This window comes from Bacillus sp. XF8, from assembly GCF_017498755.1.
Lineage (GTDB): Bacteria > Bacillota > Bacilli > Bacillales > Bacillaceae_G > Bacillus_A > Bacillus_A bingmayongensis.
On record NZ_JAGDQK010000012.1, the window covers coordinates 52,495 to 72,920 of the forward strand.

At 34.5% G+C, this 20,426-nt stretch carries 18 protein-coding genes and 1 pseudogene; all 19 read left to right on the top strand.

What is annotated here, in order from left to right; translation table 11 throughout:
* Positions 1-6 precede the first annotated feature (6 nt).
* The 19 genes and pseudogenes from J4P91_RS08785 to J4P91_RS08870 all read left to right on the top strand — a co-directional run bounded on the left by J4P91_RS08785 (position 7) and on the right by J4P91_RS08870 (position 20,371).
* A complete protein-coding gene (locus J4P91_RS08785; protein WP_207993666.1) occupies positions 7-1,173 on the top strand; it encodes an acyltransferase family protein in 1,167 nt (388 codons plus the stop codon).
* Between the two features lie 131 nt (positions 1,174-1,304).
* Positions 1,305-2,231, top strand: coding sequence for an SP_1767 family glycosyltransferase (locus J4P91_RS08790; RefSeq protein WP_207993668.1), 927 nt, complete (start codon positions 1,305-1,307; stop codon positions 2,229-2,231).
* A gap of 34 nt (positions 2,232-2,265) precedes the next feature.
* Positions 2,266-3,282, top strand: coding sequence for a glycosyltransferase (locus J4P91_RS08795; RefSeq protein ID WP_307802526.1), 1,017 nt, complete (start codon positions 2,266-2,268; stop codon positions 3,280-3,282).
* A gap of 48 nt (positions 3,283-3,330) precedes the next feature.
* Positions 3,331-4,878 carry a lipopolysaccharide biosynthesis protein gene (locus J4P91_RS08800; protein ID WP_207993672.1) on the top strand — a complete coding sequence of 516 codons (1,548 nt, stop codon included), beginning with the start codon at positions 3,331-3,333 and terminating at the stop codon, positions 4,876-4,878.
* 313 nt (positions 4,879-5,191) lie between these two features.
* Positions 5,192-5,788, top strand: coding sequence for a sugar transferase (locus tag J4P91_RS08805; RefSeq protein WP_207993674.1), 597 nt, complete (start codon positions 5,192-5,194; stop codon positions 5,786-5,788).
* A 13-nt stretch (positions 5,789-5,801) separates the two neighbouring features.
* Complete coding sequence (locus tag J4P91_RS08810; protein WP_207993676.1) at positions 5,802-6,434, top strand: acetyltransferase; 633 nt, start codon at positions 5,802-5,804, stop codon at positions 6,432-6,434.
* Between the two features lie 13 nt (positions 6,435-6,447).
* On the top strand, positions 6,448-7,617 hold the full coding sequence (locus J4P91_RS08815) for a DegT/DnrJ/EryC1/StrS family aminotransferase (protein ID WP_307802527.1): 1,170 nt from the start codon (positions 6,448-6,450) through the stop codon (positions 7,615-7,617).
* 913 nt (positions 7,618-8,530) lie between these two features.
* Positions 8,531-10,465 (top strand): lasso peptide isopeptide bond-forming cyclase, encoded by a 1,935-nt coding sequence (locus tag J4P91_RS08820; protein ID WP_207993679.1) that lies wholly within the window; start codon positions 8,531-8,533, stop codon positions 10,463-10,465.
* 14 nt (positions 10,466-10,479) lie between these two features.
* Positions 10,480-10,611, top strand: a complete 132-nt coding sequence (locus J4P91_RS08825) for a paeninodin family lasso peptide (RefSeq protein ID WP_207993681.1) — start codon at positions 10,480-10,482, stop codon at positions 10,609-10,611.
* 107 nt (positions 10,612-10,718) lie between these two features.
* Complete coding sequence (locus J4P91_RS08830; RefSeq protein ID WP_207993683.1) at positions 10,719-11,648, top strand: aldolase; 930 nt, start codon at positions 10,719-10,721, stop codon at positions 11,646-11,648.
* Positions 11,648-11,947 carry a lasso peptide biosynthesis PqqD family chaperone gene (locus tag J4P91_RS08835; protein WP_207993685.1) on the top strand — a complete coding sequence of 100 codons (300 nt, stop codon included), beginning with the start codon at positions 11,648-11,650 and terminating at the stop codon, positions 11,945-11,947. Before J4P91_RS08830 ends, J4P91_RS08835 begins: the two co-directional genes overlap by 1 nt.
* Positions 11,948-12,114: 167 nt before the next feature.
* A complete protein-coding gene (locus tag J4P91_RS08840) occupies positions 12,115-12,567 on the top strand; it encodes a lasso peptide biosynthesis B2 protein (protein ID WP_207993686.1) in 453 nt (150 codons plus the stop codon).
* 22 nt (positions 12,568-12,589) lie between these two features.
* The gene (locus J4P91_RS08845) at positions 12,590-13,774 is read left to right on the top strand and encodes a nucleotidyltransferase domain-containing protein (protein WP_207993752.1); all 1,185 of its coding nucleotides are present in this window, start codon (positions 12,590-12,592) and stop codon (positions 13,772-13,774) included.
* Between the two features lie 2 nt (positions 13,775-13,776).
* Positions 13,777-15,579: an ABC transporter ATP-binding protein gene (locus J4P91_RS08850; protein WP_207993688.1), complete on the top strand. Its 1,803-nt coding sequence runs from the start codon at positions 13,777-13,779 to the stop codon at positions 15,577-15,579.
* A gap of 330 nt (positions 15,580-15,909) precedes the next feature.
* Positions 15,910-16,093, top strand: a pseudogene (locus J4P91_RS29690) (hypothetical protein).
* An 843-nt stretch (positions 16,094-16,936) separates the two neighbouring features.
* Positions 16,937-17,371 carry a 3-hydroxyacyl-ACP dehydratase FabZ gene (gene fabZ, locus J4P91_RS08855; protein WP_207993690.1) on the top strand — a complete coding sequence of 145 codons (435 nt, stop codon included), beginning with the start codon at positions 16,937-16,939 and terminating at the stop codon, positions 17,369-17,371.
* Positions 17,372-17,554: 183 nt separating this feature from the next.
* Positions 17,555-18,439, top strand: a complete 885-nt coding sequence (gene galU / locus J4P91_RS08860) for a UTP--glucose-1-phosphate uridylyltransferase GalU (RefSeq protein WP_207993692.1) — start codon at positions 17,555-17,557, stop codon at positions 18,437-18,439.
* A 515-nt stretch (positions 18,440-18,954) separates the two neighbouring features.
* Positions 18,955-19,692, top strand: coding sequence for a YveK family protein (locus J4P91_RS08865; protein ID WP_207993694.1), 738 nt, complete (start codon positions 18,955-18,957; stop codon positions 19,690-19,692).
* On the top strand, positions 19,682-20,371 hold the full coding sequence (locus J4P91_RS08870; protein WP_207993696.1) for a CpsD/CapB family tyrosine-protein kinase: 690 nt from the start codon (positions 19,682-19,684) through the stop codon (positions 20,369-20,371). The genes J4P91_RS08865 and J4P91_RS08870 overlap by 11 nt, the downstream gene beginning before the upstream one ends.
* Positions 20,372-20,426: the final 55 nt, after the last annotated feature.

Below are 20,426 nucleotides of genomic sequence, written 5' to 3' on the forward strand. Positions count from 1 at the left end.
AGAATTATGACGAGACGTTATAAAGAATTAGATTCCCTTCGGGGTATTGCTGCAATCATCGTTTTAATAGGACACTTTTTGGCGTTATTTCCGATATTAGGTAAAAAGATAATGTATTCAACATTTGGAGTCTATTTTCCTATATTGTGGCAAGGGCATTCGGCTGTTATTATCTTTTTTGTGTTAAGTGGATTTGTCCTATCCTTACCCTTTTACAAAGGAATGAAATTTAATTATTTAGGATATCTTATGAAAAGATTTTGTAGAATCTATCTTCCTTATATTGTGATTCTTTTTATTGCAATAGGAATTAAAGTGGGGATTCATTCTAAAATTGGTACCATCCCTGGTTTAGTACAATGGGGTTTATGGAACATAGAAGTTTCTTTTAATAGAGTAATAAATCATATTTTATTCTTAGGCGAATTTAATTCTGATGCATTTATTATGGTGATTTGGTCGTTAGTTCACGAGATGAGAATTTCCATAGTATTTCCGTTAATTATCTTTCTTTTACTTAGAGTAAACTGGAAAGTAAGTATTGGGATAGCAATGTTTTTATCAGCTATTGGTTATTTGTTAATGAAGAACATTCCGAGTGAATTTAATATGCCAGTATCCACTAATTACTTTGTCACATTGCATTATAGCTCAATGTTTATTATTGGTGCATTACTAGCTAAAAATAGGGAATATTTGATCAATAAAATTATCAACTTAAAAGTAAAATATCTATTATTACCTTTAGGTATTTTATTTTTTAATTATCCACGTATACCATTTATGATACTTTCTAAATTAATTGGTGAAATTGATTATACGTTGTATCTTGTTATTATTGATTGGTATATATGCTTTGGTGCATGTTTAATTATTCTATCTGCTCTAAGTTCAAAACGATTTTCTAAGCTATTACGAATGAAACCAGTGCATTTTATAGGGGAAATATCGTATAGCCTTTATTTAGTACATCCAATTGTTTTGTTAACAACGGTTCATATGCTCTATGGAAAGATATCAATACCTTTCATTTTATTCATTGCTTTCTTATTTACTATCGTTGTGTCAGTCTTATGTCATAAATTTATTGAAATTCCATCAATAAAAATAGGCCGGAAACTTGCCGTTGGGAATGATAGAGTCGGTAGTTCATTGAGAAAAAAGGCTAGTTGAAGAATTGAAAATAATGGGAGACATTAAGGGAATCATGTAACCTGTGAATGAAAGGATAATAATCATTTTTTAAGAGAAGAAGAAAAGCCTTCTAATGCTCTATCGAGAAAAATATTAGAAAGGAGCTCGGCATGAGACAAATAAAAGTAAAAAACATATTAGTTTTTATGTGGAATAAGTTAGTAGATGTTAAAATTCAGGGCTTGAATAGGCTAACTATTATAAAAGATCGATTCATGAAATATTTTTTGAAGCCCCCTGCAATTCAATCTATAGATGACACTTTAACAAAAATTATTCGTGATAAGGCTTCCGTAGCCAGGTATGGTGATGGTGAATTTAAATTAATTCATAATCGAGATATAACATTTCAGCGAGCTGATCATTTGTTGTCAAAAAGGTTAAAAGAAATATTGTTAAGTGAAGATGATAATTTCTTGGTTTGTTTACCAGATGTTTTTCAGGAATTATCAATATATGCAGATGAACCAAAGAATTATTGGCGTCTTCATACTGCAAAATATAGATTAGAGTGGTATAAAGATTTGAAAAAAGGAAAAGTATATTACAACTCCTTTATATCGAGATTTTATTATCCTTTTCGAGATAAATCAAAATGTAAAGAATGGTTTACGTTATTAAAATTAATATGGAAAGATAGAGATATAGTTGTAATAGAAGGCAATAAGAGTAGATTAGGGATTGGAAATGACCTGTTTGACAATGCTAAATCAATTGAAAGAATTTTAGTGCCAGAGGAGCATGCATTCTTACATTACGATAAAATCTTAACAGCAGCCAAGAAAAATAATAAATCTAAATTAATTCTATTAGCGATAGGACCTACTGCTACTATATTAGCATATGATTTATATAAAGAAGGATATCAAACAATTGATATAGGACATGTGGATATTGAATACGAATGGTTTTTAAGACAAGCAAAAACTAAAATTAAAATTGAAAATAAGTATGTATGCGAAGCTGGTGCTGGGCAAAACGTGGGCGATATTCAAGATAAGAAATATTTAAGTGAAATTAAAGCTGTCATAAGATAGGCATGGGAATGTAACTCATGTAAGTAATGTAGAGGTGAAAGGGTTGCGTGAATTAATAAGTGTTATTGTTCCTATATATAATGTGGAAAAATGGTTAGCTAGATGTATTGAAAGTGTCTTAAATCAGCCTTTCATCAGTATTGAATTAGTTCTGGTTAATGACGGTTCAACAGATAAATGTGGTGAAATATGTGAGGAATATTCAAAAAAGGATAATAGGATTAAAGTAATCTATAAAGAAAATGGAGGGGCGAGTAGTGCAAGAAATGCAGGGATTGAAGCTGCCACAGGGAAGTATATCGTATTTATTGATCCTGATGATGAGATAAGTGAAAATTATTTTACTAGATTATATAGCATTGCGGAAGATAAACAGTGTGACGCTGTAATATGTGGGTACAAAACTGTTCCAAATAATAATATTATCACCCCTAACTTCAAATTAGATACTGTTATGAACGGGAGAGATTTTGTATTAAGCTCCCCAAATGTTCATTCCAAGAATGATTTATGCTTTTCATGGAGGTATATATACAATTTAAGCATTATAAAAGAAAAGAACATCAGATTCAATGAACAAGTGTTTATTGGAGAAGATGTTATTTTTAATTTAGAGTTTTTATTGCAATCACAAAGGGTGTGCGCAATCTCAGAAGAGTTGTACTTTTATACTGTTAATAATCCAAATAGCTTAATGAGAGCTCCGTATAAACCAAATTTAGAGAACAGTTTAATTTTACAATATAAAATAAGAAGACAGCTTTCACAAGAATTTGGTTTATTACACGATGCACACTTTAAAAAAGATATGGCTAATTATTATATAAATCATATATATAGGCTGTTGGTTGATAATGTAAGAAGAGGCCCTAATGTGAATGTTAATGATGCTTTTCGTAGAATAGTAAATTATGAGATGTTCTCGGATAGTGTAAAAGAGATTGGCTTTTCATATCAATGTAATAACTTTAAGGAGTATGTATATTATTTAGCACTAAAGTTTAAAGTGTATTCCTTACTAGTTACAGCATATAAAAGAGAGAATGGGTGATATCCTTAAATTGAAAGTGTTTTTATACTTTCTGAAGTGGGTGGAAAAATGAGAGTTAAAAATTCAATAATTAATATATCAGCCGGTATAGGTAGTCAAGTTATTATTACGTTATTAAGTTTTGTTTCCAGAACCGTGTTTATTACTTATTTAGGTGTTGAGTACCTGGGGGTAAATGGCTTATTTACTAATGTATTAGGAATGTTATCTTTAGCTGAAGCAGGAATAGGATCTGCTATTATATACAATCTTTATAAACCAGTGGCAGAAAATGATCAGGATAGAATCAATATGCTCATGAATTTTTATAAAAAAGCATATATGGTAATAGCTGTAATAGTGTTAGTGCTAGGTTTATCTCTAATACCCTTCCTTGGATATATTGCTAAAGATTCGAAAATTGAAAATATTCATTTTATTTACATTATATTTTTACTTAATACAGCTGCATCGTATTTATTTACATATAAAACTTCCTTTTTAAATGTTTGTCAAAAGGGATATATTGTTACAGGAGTGTATTCTATCTCATCCATTATATCTACTTGCATTAAAATAGGGATTTTATACTTTACGCAAAGTTATATTTTGTATCTAATAATCGATATTATTATAACAATTACTACCTCTGCGTTCTTGGCTATGCTGGTAGATAAGATGTACCCATTTTTGAAAAATAAGGCAGCAAGCAAATTAGATAGCGAAACCAAAAGCAATATTGTTAAAAATGTAAAAGCTTTAGTGTTACATAATATAGGTGGGTACATTGTCTTTGGTACCGATAACATGTTAATTGCGTCTTTTGTCAGTGTTACAGCTGTCGGATTGTATTCAAATTATTATATGTTAATTAACATTTGTAGAACTTTTATAAATCAAATTTTTGATAACATTAATCATAGCGTAGGAAATTTAGTTGCAAAAGAAAGTGATGACAAAGTTTATAGCATATTTAAAATTACGCTGCTTTGTAATTTTTGGATATACTCATTCTTTTCCATTTTCTTATATATTATAATGGAATCTTTTATTACTGTATGGATTGGTTCGAAGTTTATTATGGATATAAGCGTGTTAATTATATTAATAATGAATTTTTATGTATCCGGAATGAGACGTTCTATATCCATGGTGAAAACGACATCAGGGATCTTTCATGAAGACCGGTACGCTCCCTTTTTGGAGGCTGCTGTGAATCTGGTTGTTTCTATTGTCTTGGTGCAATATATGGGCATAACAGGTGTTTTTATTGGAACACTTATAAGTACATTAGCAGTCCCATTTTGGATTGCTCCTTATCTAGTATATAAGAAGGTATTTCGTAAACCGGTTAGGGATTACTTTTTAAAATATACTTATTATACAATGCTAGGGCTAGGAACTTGTCTTATCACAAGTTTAATATGTAGTTTTATTCCGTATAATGGATTACTAGAATTGATATTAAGAGGAATGACTTGTTTGATAATTCCGAATATGATTTACGTATTTATTTTTTATAAGACAGATGAATTTAAGTATTTATTTGGAATTGTTAAAAGTATACTAGGAAAGCTGCTGGGAAAACTGCAGTTAAACAAAAAGGGCACCTACTAATTTGAAGTGAAACTTTAATCAATGGGGGTTTTCTTCATCTCTCACTGATTATTAGCTGAACCAATCGGGCTTTTACGGGCAGCCCGACTCCCACAAATAGCGGGATAAACGATAAGTAATAAGAACCCCTTAGAAATGAAAAACCACTATGTTCTGATGAATGTGGTGGTTTTCTTATTACTTGGTATTTTAATTTGAATATTTTGTATGTAATGGCCTTAAATAAATGAGGATGTTTTTATGAAAATAGAAGCTTTAAATAGGTATGGGGCAGGGGTTAGTATATAAACTAAATTAGGAGTATGATTATAATATGAAAAGGTTTTTTGATTTATTCGTTTCTTTATCATTATTGGCGTTATTGTTAATTCCTATTATTATAGTAGCTGTTTTAGTTAGAGTTAAGTTGGGTTCCCCCATCATATTTAAGCAGCAACGTCCGGGGCTATATGGTGCGCCTTTTTCTGTTTACAAGTTTAGAACTATGACTGATGAGAAAGATAGCGAAGGGAATATGCTGCCCGATAATGTAAGGCTTACCCGATTCGGACAATTTCTTAGAAAATGTAGTTTGGATGAATTGCCACAGTTGTTCAATGTTATAAAAGGGGACATAAGTTTGGTAGGCCCTAGACCATTGTTAATGGAATATTTGGAGCTATATACAGAAGAACAAGCCAAGCGGCATAATGTGAGACCTGGAATTACAGGTTGGGCTCAGGTGAATGGAAGAAATGCAATCTCTTGGGAAGAAAAATTTAATTTTGATGTGTGGTATGTCGAGAATCAGACTTTTTGGCTTGATATGAAAATCTTGTTGTTGACGGCAAAAAAAGTATTTAAGTCAGAAGGGATTAATCAGGTTGGACATGTAACTATGGAGAAATTTACTGGTACGAAGAATTCTTGAGGAGGTGATATAAGTGCGAATCATCATGATTGGGGCAGGTGGTCATAGTAAAGTAATCCGCGATATTATCCGATCATATGGAAATTATGAAATTATTGGGCAATTAGATGATGTTTATGAACAATTAAAGGTTGAGGATGGCGTTTATTTTGGGCCTATTTCTGCAGCTGTAACGTTAATGAATGAGCATACAGATACAAAGTTCGTGATAGCTATAGGAAATAACAGAATAAGAAAATTAATTATGGAGCGATTAGAAATTCCCGTTCATCGCTATGTGACGCTTATACATAAACAATCTATCGTTAGTTTAAGTGCAAAGATTGGAGCTGGTACGGTCGTTATGCCCGGTGCAATCATTAATGCAGATGCTAAGATTGGGAATCACGTTATTGTCAATACAGGCGCTATTATTGAACATGACAATAAGGTAAAAGATTTTGCGCATATTTCCCCTAATGCTGTACTGACTGGATCTGTTACCGTAGGGACAGGAGTACATATAGGGGCAGGAGCTAATGTGATTCCCAATATTACAATTGGAGATTGGTCCATTATCGGCGCGGGGGCAACAGTAATCTGTGATATTGCAGCAAGTTGTACAGCAGTTGGCATTCCAGCCAGAGTCATAAAAAAAGAATTATAGGAGAGTGTTTAAAGTGGTCTATTCACAGGAAAAAACAAGAATCTATCTCTCCGCTCCACATATGAGCGGTAATGAACAAAAATATATAGGAGAAGCATTTGATATGAATTGGATTGCTCCACTTGGTCCAAATGTAGATGCGTTTGAAAGTGAACTTTCGTCCCATGTGGGAGTTCGTGATGCAGCTGCAGTTAGTTCAGGAACCGCTGCTATTCATTTGGCACTTCGTTTATTGGATGTAAAAGATGGGGATACGGTGTTTTGTTCGAGCCTTACTTTTATAGCAAGTGCAAATCCAATTTTATATTTAGGGGCTACACCAGTGTTCATTGATTCAGAGCCTGAAACATGGAATATGTCACCACAAGCTTTAGAATGTGCACTTCGTGATGCAAATGAGAAGGGAATGCTGCCAAAAGCAGTAATTGTTGTAAATCTATATGGACAAAGTGCTAAAATGGATGAGATTCTTTCATTATGTAATAAATACGATATTCCAGTGATAGAGGATGCAGCGGAATCACTTGGCTCTTTCTATAAAGGTAAAGCGAGCGGAACATTCGGGAAATTTGGAATCTATTCGTTCAACGGAAATAAAATCATTACAACCTCAGGTGGAGGAATGCTTGTATCCAATGATGTCGAAGCGTTGAGAAAAGCAAGATTTTTAGCTACGCAGGCAAGGGACCCTGCTCCGCATTACCAACACAGCACATTTGGATATAATTATCGAATGAGCAATATTTTAGCGGGTATAGGAAGAGCGCAGCTGCAGATCTTACAAGATAGAGTACAAGCAAGAAGAAAAATATTTGATAGATACTATGAAGAATTATCTCATATTCCAGGTATACAGTTTATGCCTGAGTTAGAGGATACTTATTCAAACCGATGGCTTACAGTTCTTACTATAGATGAAGAAAAAACGGGAGTATCGATTCAGACATTACTGAAACACCTAGAAAATGAAAATATCGAGGCGCGCCCTGTTTGGAAACCTCTTCACATGCAACCTCTATTCGAGGGGGTAACTTACTACTCACATAGTGATAGCGAAGATATTGCTAGAAAATTGTTTAAAACTGGCTTATGTCTTCCATCTGGATCAGGTATGATAGAGGAAGATCAGACAAGAGTTATTACATGTATCAAAAGTGCGCTGACAATAAATGTTGCTATGTAAAGATAGAAAATAGGAAGTTTAATAAGAAAGATGTTAACAACCTAGGAGGATTTACTATCTAATCCAGCTCTGTTTTTGTGAAATTTCATTTTCCGGAAAAAAATTTCTTTTGAATGAAGGTCACGGCAATCCCTATAGAGAGTGAAATAGTAAGCGTACATAATCTTGTGGTAAATGCGAATTGTATTCTTAGCTAGCATGATGAGCGGTGAACGCATATGATATGACCTCCTTGGTAAAAATGGTATAACGATAAAAGGTTATTTGACTTCTGTTCGAATACAGAAGAAGCAGGAGAATATAAAACATCGTCTTTAATTAATAAATTATATAAAATATCATAGCACAGAAATTATTGAAATATATAAAAAATGGAAATTTTCCTGTGCATTTGTAAGATATAATTTTTATCCCCCGATTCGTGAGGGCTAATAATCAGTGGGGATGCAGATCCCCCGCTGATTACAGTTACTTAAAAAGATAAATAAACATTCATTTTTTTGAGTATATAGATACTTGACAATAAAAAGGTGAAATGATAATCTGAATTTATATTCTTTATAAAGAATATAAACGTTTTATTGATATATTAAATTCATAGGTTTTTATTTATGTGAAAAGTTAGATAGCGATATTTTTTATTCAAAGTAAGAAAATCACACCTTTGTTCTTTTTTAAGAATATAAAAATTAAAATGCAAGGGTTTACAATAGGGTGGATAGCCTGAAAGCTTGAATGTTTCAACTATAAATGGATTTAAGGTTGTAAAGTCGAGCTTTAAAATCTGTTATGCGGAAACACGGTAGTTTGAGAAAAGGTTTTTCTGGTATATTAATAACATTTTTTTGATATATCTGGTAATCGTCTTATCCATCGGGTTTTCCCTTACTTGTCTCGTAGTGGGAGGAAAGAAATGAGTGCAATAACCGGAATATATCATTTAAATGGGGAAACCATACCATTTGAACATAGCACGGGAATCATGAAAGCTTTATCTCGTTATCCAGCGGACAATACCGATACATGGCACAAGGGAAATGTTTTTTTGGGCTCCCATGCACAATGGATAACATCCGAATCTATTAATGAACAATTACCTTACTATGATTATGAAACACAGCTGGCTATAACAGCTGACGCTATTATTGATAATCGCAATGAATTATTTGATAGATTACAAGTAGAACAGGCATACAGGAGAGAGATGCCTGACAGTAAGTTGATTTTGCTAGCTTATCAAAAGTGGGGAGAAGATGTACCAAAGTATCTGATTGGCGATTTTGCCTTTATGATTTGGGATGAGAGAAAACAATTACTCTTTGGTGCACGTGATTTTTCAGGAAGTCGGACTTTATACTTTTATCGTAATCAAAATCAATTTGCTTTTTGCACCAGCATACAACCATTGTTTTCGTTACCGTACGTCGGGAAGGATTTAAATGAGCAATGGTTAGCTGAATATTTAGCGATACCTAATATGCTTGATACAATAGATGCATTTTCAACAGTCCATAAAAATATAGAGCAAGTACCGCCTTCTCATACAATCTCTGTAATCAATGGAAGTGTAAGTCTTTCGAAATATGATACATTGTTTGTAGGGGAACGATTACAGCTTAAATCTAATCAAGAATATGAAGAGGCATTTCAAGATGTATTTGAAAGTGCAGTCACATCAAGACTACGTACTCATCGCAATGTCGGTTCCCATTTAAGTGGAGGATTAGATTCAGGTACCGTTGCTAGTTTTGCTGCAAGAGCTTTGCAAAAAGAGAATAAAAAATTATATACATTCAGCTCTGTGCCTGTAGAAGACTTTATGAATTGGACTCCTAGCCATGTAGTTGCTGATGAGAAGCCACTTATCCAATCTACAGTACAGTATGTGGGAAATATTACAGATCATTATTTGAGTTTTCCAGGGAAAAATTCATTCTCGGAAATTGATGATTGGCTTGATATTATGGAAATGCCATATAAATTTTTTGAAAACTCTATTTGGGTGAAGGGGATTTATGAAAAAGCCCAGCAACAAGGAATTGGAGTGCTCCTAAATGGGGCGAGAGGAAATTTCACGATTTCTTGGGGACCAGCTTTAGACTACTATGCAGTTCTATTAAAAAAGTTAAAATGGTTTCAACTTTATCGTGAAATCGATTTATATGGTAAAAATGTTGGAGTGGAAAAATCGAGAATCTTGAAAGTTGTAGGGAAGAAGGCATTTCCGTTCATAAAACGCATGAGTTCTTCACAACAGCAGTACGAACTGCCAACGTTGGTGAATCCAGAACTTGCGAAACGTACGGATGTATTCAATAAACTCGAAGAACATGGCGTCAAAAAAACGGGGGCTTCTGTACCTAGTATATATGAAGTAAGGCAGAAACATTTTGAACAGTTAAATTTATGGAATACGACCGGTACAAGTGGAACAAAATTGTCCTTACGCTATGGTTTACAAGGACATGATCCGACGAATGACTTGCGGGTAATTCGATTTTGTTTATCTGTTCCGCTTGAACAATTCGTTCAAAATGGTTTAAACCGAGCACTAATCCGAAGAGCGACAAAAGGATTTCTTCCTGACAAAGTAAGGCTGAATCAACGCCGGGGTATACAAGGTGCTGATGTGATTCACCGCATGGTTCCCTCTTGGGAAATATTTATTGGAGAACTTCAGCAGCTTAGTGCGGACCCTGTGGCTTCTGAGTTTTTCAATATAGAAGTTATTAAGAACGCAATTTTGAATATACAGGGAAAACCACGACCAGAATATGCATTCAATCCAGATTTCAGAATTTTAATGCGTAGTCTTATCGCTTATCGATTCATCAAGAAATTTATTTGAAAGGAGGTGATACTATGAAACAAACATGGCAACCACCAGTATTAGAAGTGCTTGATATCAACATGACAATGGCTGGACCAGGACTTTCTCAAGTTGACCAAGTTTTTGAAGATGAAGATGAGCAAGGCGCACTTCACCACAGCTAATGCACTAATATTTAAATGAGATTTATATGCTTTACAGCCCTTATATAGTTTAAAAACGGTATAAGGGTTTTTTTTAATCAATTTTTCAACTATTTGGAGTGAGAAAGATGATACATACTGTAAAGAGAGAGATTTATAAAGCCTTCGGATTAACCCTATTAAGTGAGATTCCTCTACCGGAATTACCTCAAGTCAGCAATTATGAAAGTGAAGTAGACGTAAGAATCGAAACTGCAGACTTATCCAAGTTATGGAGTGAGTTATCCTCCAAAAAGTCAGCATTCGTAGTCGAAGAAGATTTAATTATGTTTCAAATCCCCGAAACTGCCACGTTTTGTATCCAAAATGGAGAAAAGATTATTGTTTCACCTATGAAAGGATCAGACAAAGATAAGATTCGTCTTTATATTCTTGGGACTTGTATGGGTGCATTATTGATGCAGAGAAAAATACTTCCCCTGCATGGAAGTGCGATAGCTATCAATGGAAAGGCGTATGCTTTTATAGGAAGGTCGGGAGCTGGAAAGTCAACGCTTGCATCAGCTCTCTTGAGCAAGGGATATCAACTTTTAAGCGATGATGTAATTGCTGTATCTCTTTCTGAGGATAATATTCCTTTTGTGACACCTTCTTATCCGCAACAAAAGCTATGGAAGGAGAGTCTTGATCAGTTTGGAATGGAAACGACGCATTATCAGTCTTTATTTGAAAGAGAGACAAAATATGCTGTACCAGTGTCGTCTCATTTTTTCAATGAGCCTTTACCGCTTGCAGGTGTATTTGAGTTGGTAAAAACAGAAAATGACAATGTTGAAATTCAGCAGATTGAAGGGCTAGAAAGAATACAAACATTGCTGCGTCATACATATCGAAATTTATTAATCCCACGAATGGGAATGATGGAATGGCATTTTATGAATTCTACAAATATCATAAACAAAGTGGAGATGTTTCAATTAGGGCGCCCTATTTCAAAATTTGCGGCGCATGATTTAGTATCCACAGTTCTAGAGTCTTTAAAAGAGGAGGAAAAATAATGATTACGAACCAAAAGATTTCATTAGACAGTTTTATCGTGCAGGGCCAAGAAAATATAGTGAGTAATATGGATGGAGAGAAAGTTATGATGAGCATCCATAATGGAAAATACTACAATTTAGGAGGAATAGGTGGTGAAATTTGGGATTTAATCAATGAATTAACATCAGTTAATCAATTGGTTAATACATTAATGTCCCGATATACGATTGAAGAGGAAGAGTGTAAGAAACAAGTACTTTCTTTCTTGAACAATTTGTATGCAGAAGGATTAATTTTAATTGATGATAAACATTGATTTATCCCGCTATTAACGGGCAGTAAGACTCTCACCTCAAGATTCAGAGAGAAACGAGGAAGATAGGTGGGGGATTAACTGCCCGTAAAAGCCCGATTGGTGAGGGCTGATTAAAGGTTCACTTTATAGCTGAATGTTCCAGATTTAATAGATTGGGAGTAGGATCGATGAATATCATAAATAAAGCAAGGGCTTTTTTATCGTGTGATACGGGAACAAAGTTGTTACTTTTAGAAGCTTTTTTTTATTTAGGTTGGGCTCGTATTCTTAAAAGTAGACCGTTTTCTAAAGTTGCTCCTACATTAGGAATTCATATGGATGAAACATCTTTAAGCTATGATGAATCGGACAAGGTCATGTTAAGGCGAATTTCCCAGGCGGTGCATATGATGAGTCGTTATACATTTTGGGAGAGCCAGTGTCTCGTTAAAGCCATCGCTGCTATGAAAATGTTGGAGAAGCGTCACATCGAAAGTACGCTGTATTTAGGAACTGCGAGAGATGAGACAGGAAACATGATTGCCCATGCGTGGTTGCGCAGTGGTCCCTTTTACATTACCGGTGCAGAAGAAATGAAGAGATTCACTGTTGTTGGTAAATTTGCAAGAAGGATAGGATGAAAAAATCTTGAAGGAGAATGAAATGGATACCGGTTGTAATCTTGATTTGAGCCATTTACCTAAAGAGCTGAAATTGCTAATTGAAATTATAAAGAAAGAAGATAAAGATATACAAACAATCCAAAAAGATTGGTTTATCAATATTGATTGGAACAAATTTTTGAAACTAGCGCTGCATCATCGCATGTACCCTTTTATTTATACAAAAATGAAGGACATCGATAAACAGCTAGTTCCTTCACATGTTGTACAAGCGTTAAGTGCATACTCCAAAAGGAATACATTCCACATGCTTCATTTGAGTGGAGAAATGGGAAAGGTAAGTAAATTATTTGCTGAAAACCAGCTCCGTCTCCTATTTTTGAAGGGGCCTATTCTTGGTGTGGATTTATATGGAGATATTTCCCTTCGAACATCAGGGGACCTGGATGTTCTTGTTCCTATGGATGATCTTGGAAAAGTGAACGAGTTACTTGTGAAGAATGGCTATGTTAAAGAAGCTGATTTTCCCACGGTTCTGAATGAATGGAAATGGAGACGCCACCATACAACTTACATGCATCCGATGAGTAAGGTGAAATTGGAGATTCATTGGCGACTACACCCTGGCCCAGGAAAGGAACCGCGCTTCGATGAGTTGTGGGAGCGAAAAAGAATGAGCCCTATCACGAATTATCCTGTCTATTTTCTAGGTAGAGAGGATTTGTTTATGTTTCTTGTTTGTCATGGTACTAGACATGGGTGGTCCAGGCTTCGCTGGTTAGCAGACATTGACCGTATTGCAAGACAAGAGATGGATTGGGAAGAACTTCATTTCTTGTTGAAAAAATATCAATGTAATCATTTGGCAGGACAGGCACTTGTTTTATCTTCCCAGCTGCTCGATACTCCGGTAACAGAAGAGACAAAAGTGTTCATGTCAGGGAAACGATTCACGCAATTAGCGCAAAGTGCGATATATTACTTGGAAAGTATGATTAATTTGCATACAGATCCAGTTCCAGAAGAAGTTTCAAAATATCATGAACGGTATTTATATTTGTTAAAGACAAACTCTCAAAAGTTATTGTTTCATCTCAGCTGGTTGTATCCTTATCCTCAGGATGTGGAAACTTTACCATTGCCAAAACAATTGCATGTTTTATATTTTCCTTTGCGGCCAATTTTATGGGCTTGGAGGAAAATGAGGGATCATAAGGAGATGTGAAAATGAGAAATATTTTATACTTTGTAAAGCAGCTATACTCTTTTACTGGGAACATTCTCATTATTAATCTCTTGGGAATGGTATTGGTCAGTCTTGTAGAAGGAATCGGCATTTTACTATTAATCCCTATGATCAGTATTAGTGGAATTGCAAAGATGAACGAAACAGCAAGTCCTCTTTCAGGAGCATTGGGATTTCTAAGTGATTTTCCAACAACTTTAGGACTGCCACTTGTGTTAGGAATATATATCATACTGGTTGTCGGGCAAGCAGTTTTACAAAGAAACATCATGATTCGTAATGCGAAAATTCAGATACGTTTTATTAACCATTTGAGAATGGAAACTTACCGTGAGATGTTGCAGGCCAATTGGAGTTTTTTTGTAAAAAAGAGGAAATCTGATCTGATTAACTCTTTGACAACAGAATTAGGGCGTGTCAGTGCAGGTACGAACTTGTTTTTACAATTGCTTACTTCATTAGTTTTCACATTCATACAGATTGGTTTCGCTTTTTGGTTAGCGGCAGATGTAACAATCTTTGTGCTATGTTGTGGTGTTGTGCTTGCCTTTTTTGCCCGAAGATTTATTAAAAAATCGAAACGGTTAGGCGGCCGGACTTCAGAGAATTCAAAAGCTTATCTTGCAGGCATAACGGATCATTTTAATGGGATTAAAGATATAAAGAGCAATCTCTTAGAACAATCCCGTTATATGTGGCTACGTAATTGGGTGGAAGATGTGGAACGTGAACAGTTCGCATATACTAAGATGAGAAATAATTCTCAGCTCTTTTATAAGATCGCATCAGCAGTTTTCATTGCTTTTCTTATTTTGTTATCGGTTAAGCTGTTTCAGACGCAAACTGAGCAATTATTATTGATTATTCTTATATTTTCTCGATTGTGGCCGCGATTTTCAGGTATACAATCAAATATGGAACAAATTGCATCGAACATTCCTGCTTTTAAAGCTTTGCTGGAATTACAAGAAGAGTGTAGGAAAAGTGTGGAATTGCAAGACATAGAGCAGAGTTATAATTGTGTGAATCCGATTCAGATCGAACAATCCATTGAATGCCGAAATCTCTCTTTTCGTTACAATAAACAAGAGTCTACATACGCCCTGAAAAATATCAATTTGTGCATCCCATCCAACTATATGACAGCTATCTCAGGACGTTCTGGTGCTGGGAAAAGTACATTAATCGATATTGTAATGGGGCTTATGCAGCCAGAGAGCGGCCAGTTATTAATAGATAACAAACCTTTGACAAGTAAGAGCCTATTATCATTGAGGAAAGCCATTAGCTATGTTCCTCAAGATCCATTTTTATTTAATGCTAGTATAAGAGACAATTTAAAAATGGTTGAGCCAAATGCAAGCGAAGAGCAAATTTGGGAAGCATTGGATTTTTCTGCTTCTGCTGAGTTTGTTAGCAAGCTCCCGCAAGGATTAGATACACTTATCGGCGATAGGGGAGTCAGACTTTCAGGAGGAGAACGGCAAAGGCTTGTTTTGGCTAGAGCAATCCTTCGAAAGCCGTCCATTTTAGTATTGGATGAGGCGACAAGTGCCCTAGATGCTGAAAATGAAACAAAAATCCAAGAGGCATTGGAAAGACTAAAGGGAAGCATGACGATCATTGTCATTGCGCACAGATTATCTACTATACGAAAAGCTGATCAGGTAATTGTAATGGATCAAGGACAAATTATTCAAAAAGGTAGTTTTACTGAGCTGGCTACAGATAAGAGCGGTTTGTTTAGCAGTTTACTTGGACAACAAGCTAAGGTAAGTGTTTGATTATTAGCAGATGTGGTTCTAATTTGTAAAGTGAGGACAGGCACTGGTTTTATCCTGTAAAAGCCCGATTTATGATGGTTAACCATCAGTGGGGGATGAAGAAAACCCCATTAATAGAAGTTTCACTTTGTTTTTTTAGGAATGTATAAAAAACTGTGTTCAATTATGAATAAGAGACGAGGCCGGCCCAAATGTAGTGAAATAGCTACATTTGGGCCGGTTATTTTTGTTGTTTATTTGGTTTTTCACCATTATTAGATATCCGTTATACTAAGCAAAGAGATGCTTCGTATATCTGTGTAATGATAGCAAAATAAATACCCAGTTATTATGAAATATTGCATACCGAAATGGATTGCTATTGATGTGGGGGATTATTATAATGATATTAGGGTATTAATAATATTGTAATATACAGAAAGGTGGAAATAGAATGGAAATCGCAATGGCAGTTTTAAAATTTTTAGGTGGCGTAATCCCATTAGTGCAAGAGCTTTTAAAATCAGTAATGTAATTATCAGAGATAATCTGTATAAACAATATGTAGAATATACATAAAAAAGAATCCCCAAAGGCTAAGGGATTCTTTTTTTTATGTATTTAATTCGAGTATTTCTCTCGAATCCTACATGATTCCTTATTAACAGATAAACAAGGAAAAGCAACAATTTCTTATTTATTATAACTTATTTTATATATTGTTAAATAGATTTATAAAGAATTTATATGCAATATTTCATATTTTTATAAAGCGAAACTTTAATCAGTGGGGGTTTTCTTCATCGCACACCTAACTTCTTTGCTTTTGCTGAATTTTGAGGTGGGAGTCTTACTGCCCGCGAATAGCGGGATCAAGGGTAATTATATCCTTTATAATGGCATTTTGTTGAGGATCAATTAGCAAAGGTTAATTCTTTTGAAATTATACTGTTTTGAATTTTACATCTTAATTTCTTGATATACAATTTAAGCTAATATAAGATAAAGAAAGAAATTTGTAGAAATTTGTAGAATTACAGGGTAATAATGATAAAAAGCAGTAAATATTGGGTTTTTCTTTCTTATTTTTGTCCTTTATAATGAACAGTGAATACGACACATAAGGCAAATAGTGTATATTGCCTTTCCCTAACTTTGATATACATCCTTTCTCCAACCTCCGTGCTAATAGTTCTTATTTTGTTATACCGATTTTAGCGAAAGGAAAAGGGTGTATCTTTTTTATATAAATTGTCCTTATAGACGTTTTCAATAGAAAACGTTTTTTTTGTTTTCCGTGACAAAAACAGTAGAGAATGGGATAATAAGGACAGTATGCTGGTGGTATGACCAATTTGGTATATAAGGAGAGAAGAATATGTTAGATATAGGACAAATTAAAGAGATTATTCCACATCGTTATCCATTTCTACTTGTCGATCAAATTCTAGAAGTAGAAGAAGGTAAAAAAGCAATTGGAATTAAAAATGTAACAGCAAATGAAGAATACTTTAACGGACACTTTCCAGATTATCCTGTCATGCCAGGTGTTCTAATTGTAGAAGCGTTGGCACAGGTAGGTGCTGTTGCGGTATTAAAGAAAGAAGAAAATCGTGGGCGTCTTGCATTTTTCGCTGGGATTGATAATTGCCGTTTTAAGCGTCAAGTACGTCCAGGAGATCAGCTTCGTTTAGAAGTTGAAATGACTCGTGTACGTGGCCCGATTGGCAAAGGAAAAGCAGTTGCAACTGTAAATGGTGAAATTGCTTGTGAAGCAGAAATTACATTTGCGCTTGGCGATAAGAAAGAATAGGTATTTTTTACTTTAAGAGATGAATGAACAGGAGCATTTTCATTCATCTCCTTTTCTAATGAACAAAGACGAGGCATATCCGTAACTTGAACAATTAAAATTTAATTATTATACTATTAAGATGTCTGATATATAATAAGTTGTATAATTAGAAGTGAATTTTATAAGTTAGGGTGATTATTTTTGAAAAAAGTCAGAAAAGCAATTATTCCAGCTGCAGGTCTAGGTACACGATTTTTACCTGCAACAAAGGCGATGCCAAAGGAAATGTTACCGATCGTTGATAAGCCAACGATTCAGTATATTGTTGAAGAAGCAATCGCGTCTGGAATTGAAGATATTATTATTGTTACAGGAAAAGGAAAGCGTGCGATTGAAGACCACTTCGATCATTCCTTTGAACTAGAAGAAAACCTATTAGCAAAAGAGAAATTTGAGCTTCTTGCAAAAGTACAAGAATCGTCAAAAATTAACATACACTATATTCGTCAAAAAGAACCAAAAGGTTTAGGGCATGCTGTTTGGTGTGCACGTAAATTTATTGGCAACGAACCGTTTGCTGTATTACTTGGTGATGATATTGTACAAGCGGATAAGCCTTGTTTGCGTCAATTAATGGATGAGTATGATAAAACGAAAGCATCTGTAATTGGTGTACAAACGGTACCAGAAAATGAAACGCACCGTTACGGTGTTATTGATCCACTAGAGCAAAATGATCGTCGTTATCAAGTAAGAACATTTGTGGAGAAACCAGCGCAAGGAACAGCTCCATCTAATCTAGCAATTATGGGGCGTTACATTTTAACACCAGAAATTTTTGCACTGCTAGAAGAACAACACATTGGAGCAGGCGGCGAAATTCAACTAACAGATGCCATCCAACGCTTAAATGAAACGCAGCGCGTATTCGCATATGACTTTGAAGGAAAGCGTTACGATGTTGGAGAGAAATTAGGATTTATTCAAACAACAATTGAAGTAGCGATGCAGCATGAAGAATTAAAACAAGATCTTTTAAACTATATGAAAAAAATTGTAGAAAATGAGCTGAGTGTTACGAAATAGGAAGAGAGTAAGGGAATCTGTCGATAAGATAGATTCCTTTTTTAATGGACATTCGATTAGAAATTGTATAGATATTATTTTTAAAGATATTTATTTCTAGTAATGGAATAAATTTTATAATCTTTATATATAATACACAACATATTATGAAGATTAAGAAAAGACGAAATATTTTAGCGGAAACATTTATTTTAAAGGTATTGTAAGTATATAACATGTTTTTTGTTTGCTTATAAGTAAATATATCAATATAATGATTCTTAACAAATGAAAGCCCATACATGACGAAAGAAATCGATACGTGTCGAATCGGGTAAGATTTTATTTGTCAATTCCCTAAATAATTTTCTCAATGTTTATTGCTATACTAATGTAAGTTATGTAATATAATAAATGATTAGCTATTCCTAAACACTGGTAGGAATAGGAAATAAATGGTTAGTGTCAGAGTAAAATCTGACATTTTATTTATATGCGAAAGTTTTATGACAAATTATTGGAGGCTGGAGGAAGGCATGGAAGAAACAATAAGTTTGAAAGAGCTATTTACTATTTTAAGAAAACGTTTAGTTATGATCTTAGCGATTACGATTGGGGCAGCACTTGTAAGCGCAGTCGTAAGTTTCTACTTTATGACGCCGATTTATCAATCTTCGACGCAAATTCTTGTTAACCAAAAGAAGCAAGAAGGTGTTTTCCAACCTGGTGAAGTGCAAACAAGTCTTCAATTAACAAATACATATAAAGTTATTGTTAAAAGCCCTGTTATTTTAGATCAGGTGAAAGAAAAGTTAAAACTTGATATGTCAACTGGAGCATTAAATAGCAAAATTAATGTAGCAAATGAGAAAGATTCGCAAGTCATTGCCGTTACAGTACAAGATAAAGATGCAAAACTAGCTCGTGATATTGCGAACACAACAGCGGAAGTATTCAAAAGTAAAATTGCGAAAATTATGAGTGTCGATAACGTAACGATCTTATCAAAATCAGAAGCAACAGAAGGACAATCTCCAATTAAACCTAATAAAATGCTAAACGTAGCAATTGCATTTGTTGTTGGATTAATGGCTTCTGTCGGACTTGCATTCTTACTAGAGTACTTAGATAATACGCTGAAAAAAGAAGAAGATATTGAAAAAATACTTGGTCTACCTGTTCTTGGTGTCGTTGCTCATATGGAGGAAGGCGGTACAAAAAGCAGTAGCCTATCAGAAACAAAGAGAGTAGGGGGGCATACAATTGGTTCTTAAGAAGAAAGTATCGCGCGCGCGTCGTCAACTTATTGCGTATGAACAACCGAAATCATCTGTTTCGGAACAATACCGAAATGTACGAACAAATATTGAGTTTGCATCTGTTGATAAGAAGATTCGTTCTCTTATTGTCACATCTGCTAATTCAAGTGAAGGAAAGACAACAACAGCTGCTAACATTGCAATTGTCTTTGCACAGCAAGGTAAAAAAGTATTACTCATTGATGCAGATTTACGTAAACCTGCACTACATCAAATGCTGCAAGTTGAGAATATTTTTGGCTTAACAAGTGTATTAACACGTAGTAAAACACTTGAAACTTGTGTAAAACAAACACAGATTGGTAATTTAACATTTTTACCATGTGGTCCAATCCCGCCAAACCCAGCTGAATTACTTGGAGCAAGCTCAATGAAAGATTTGCTTTCAGAAGCTTACGGCACCTATGATCTTGTTATCTTTGATACATCGCCAATCTTACCGGTTACAGATGCACAAATTATGGCAAACCAATGCGATGCTTCTGTACTTGTGATTCGAAGCGGTTCAACAGAAAAGGAAGCAGCACTAAAAGCAAAACAAGCATTAGATAGCGCGCAAGGTACGCTTCTTGGCGTTATTTTAAATGACAAAGAACAAAAGGGATCAGAGTATTACTATTACGGCTCTAACTAAATAGATAAGAAGAAAAGATGGAGATTCGTCTTTTCTTCTTATTCTTATAACGTAA

Coding starts and splice junctions, on each gene's coding strand:
- J4P91_RS08800 (WP_207993672.1), top strand. CDS start 3,331: ATGAGAGTTAAAAATTCAATAATTAATATATCAGCCGGTATAGGTAGT.
- J4P91_RS08865 (WP_207993694.1), top strand. CDS start 18,955: ATGGAAGAAACAATAAGTTTGAAAGAGCTATTTACTATTTTAAGAAAA.
- J4P91_RS08820 (WP_207993679.1), top strand. CDS start 8,531: ATGAGTGCAATAACCGGAATATATCATTTAAATGGGGAAACCATACCA.
- J4P91_RS08840 (WP_207993686.1), top strand. CDS start 12,115: ATGAATATCATAAATAAAGCAAGGGCTTTTTTATCGTGTGATACGGGA.
- J4P91_RS08830 (WP_207993683.1), top strand. CDS start 10,719: ATGATACATACTGTAAAGAGAGAGATTTATAAAGCCTTCGGATTAACC.
- J4P91_RS08790 (WP_207993668.1), top strand. CDS start 1,305: ATGAGACAAATAAAAGTAAAAAACATATTAGTTTTTATGTGGAATAAG.
- J4P91_RS08835 (WP_207993685.1), top strand. CDS start 11,648: ATGATTACGAACCAAAAGATTTCATTAGACAGTTTTATCGTGCAGGGC.
- J4P91_RS08850 (WP_207993688.1), top strand. CDS start 13,777: ATGAGAAATATTTTATACTTTGTAAAGCAGCTATACTCTTTTACTGGG.
- J4P91_RS08805 (WP_207993674.1), top strand. CDS start 5,192: ATGAAAAGGTTTTTTGATTTATTCGTTTCTTTATCATTATTGGCGTTA.
- J4P91_RS08845 (WP_207993752.1), top strand. CDS start 12,590: ATGGATACCGGTTGTAATCTTGATTTGAGCCATTTACCTAAAGAGCTG.
- J4P91_RS08785 (WP_207993666.1), top strand. CDS start 7: ATGACGAGACGTTATAAAGAATTAGATTCCCTTCGGGGTATTGCTGCA.
- fabZ (WP_207993690.1), top strand. CDS start 16,937: ATGTTAGATATAGGACAAATTAAAGAGATTATTCCACATCGTTATCCA.
- J4P91_RS08825 (WP_207993681.1), top strand. CDS start 10,480: ATGAAACAAACATGGCAACCACCAGTATTAGAAGTGCTTGATATCAAC.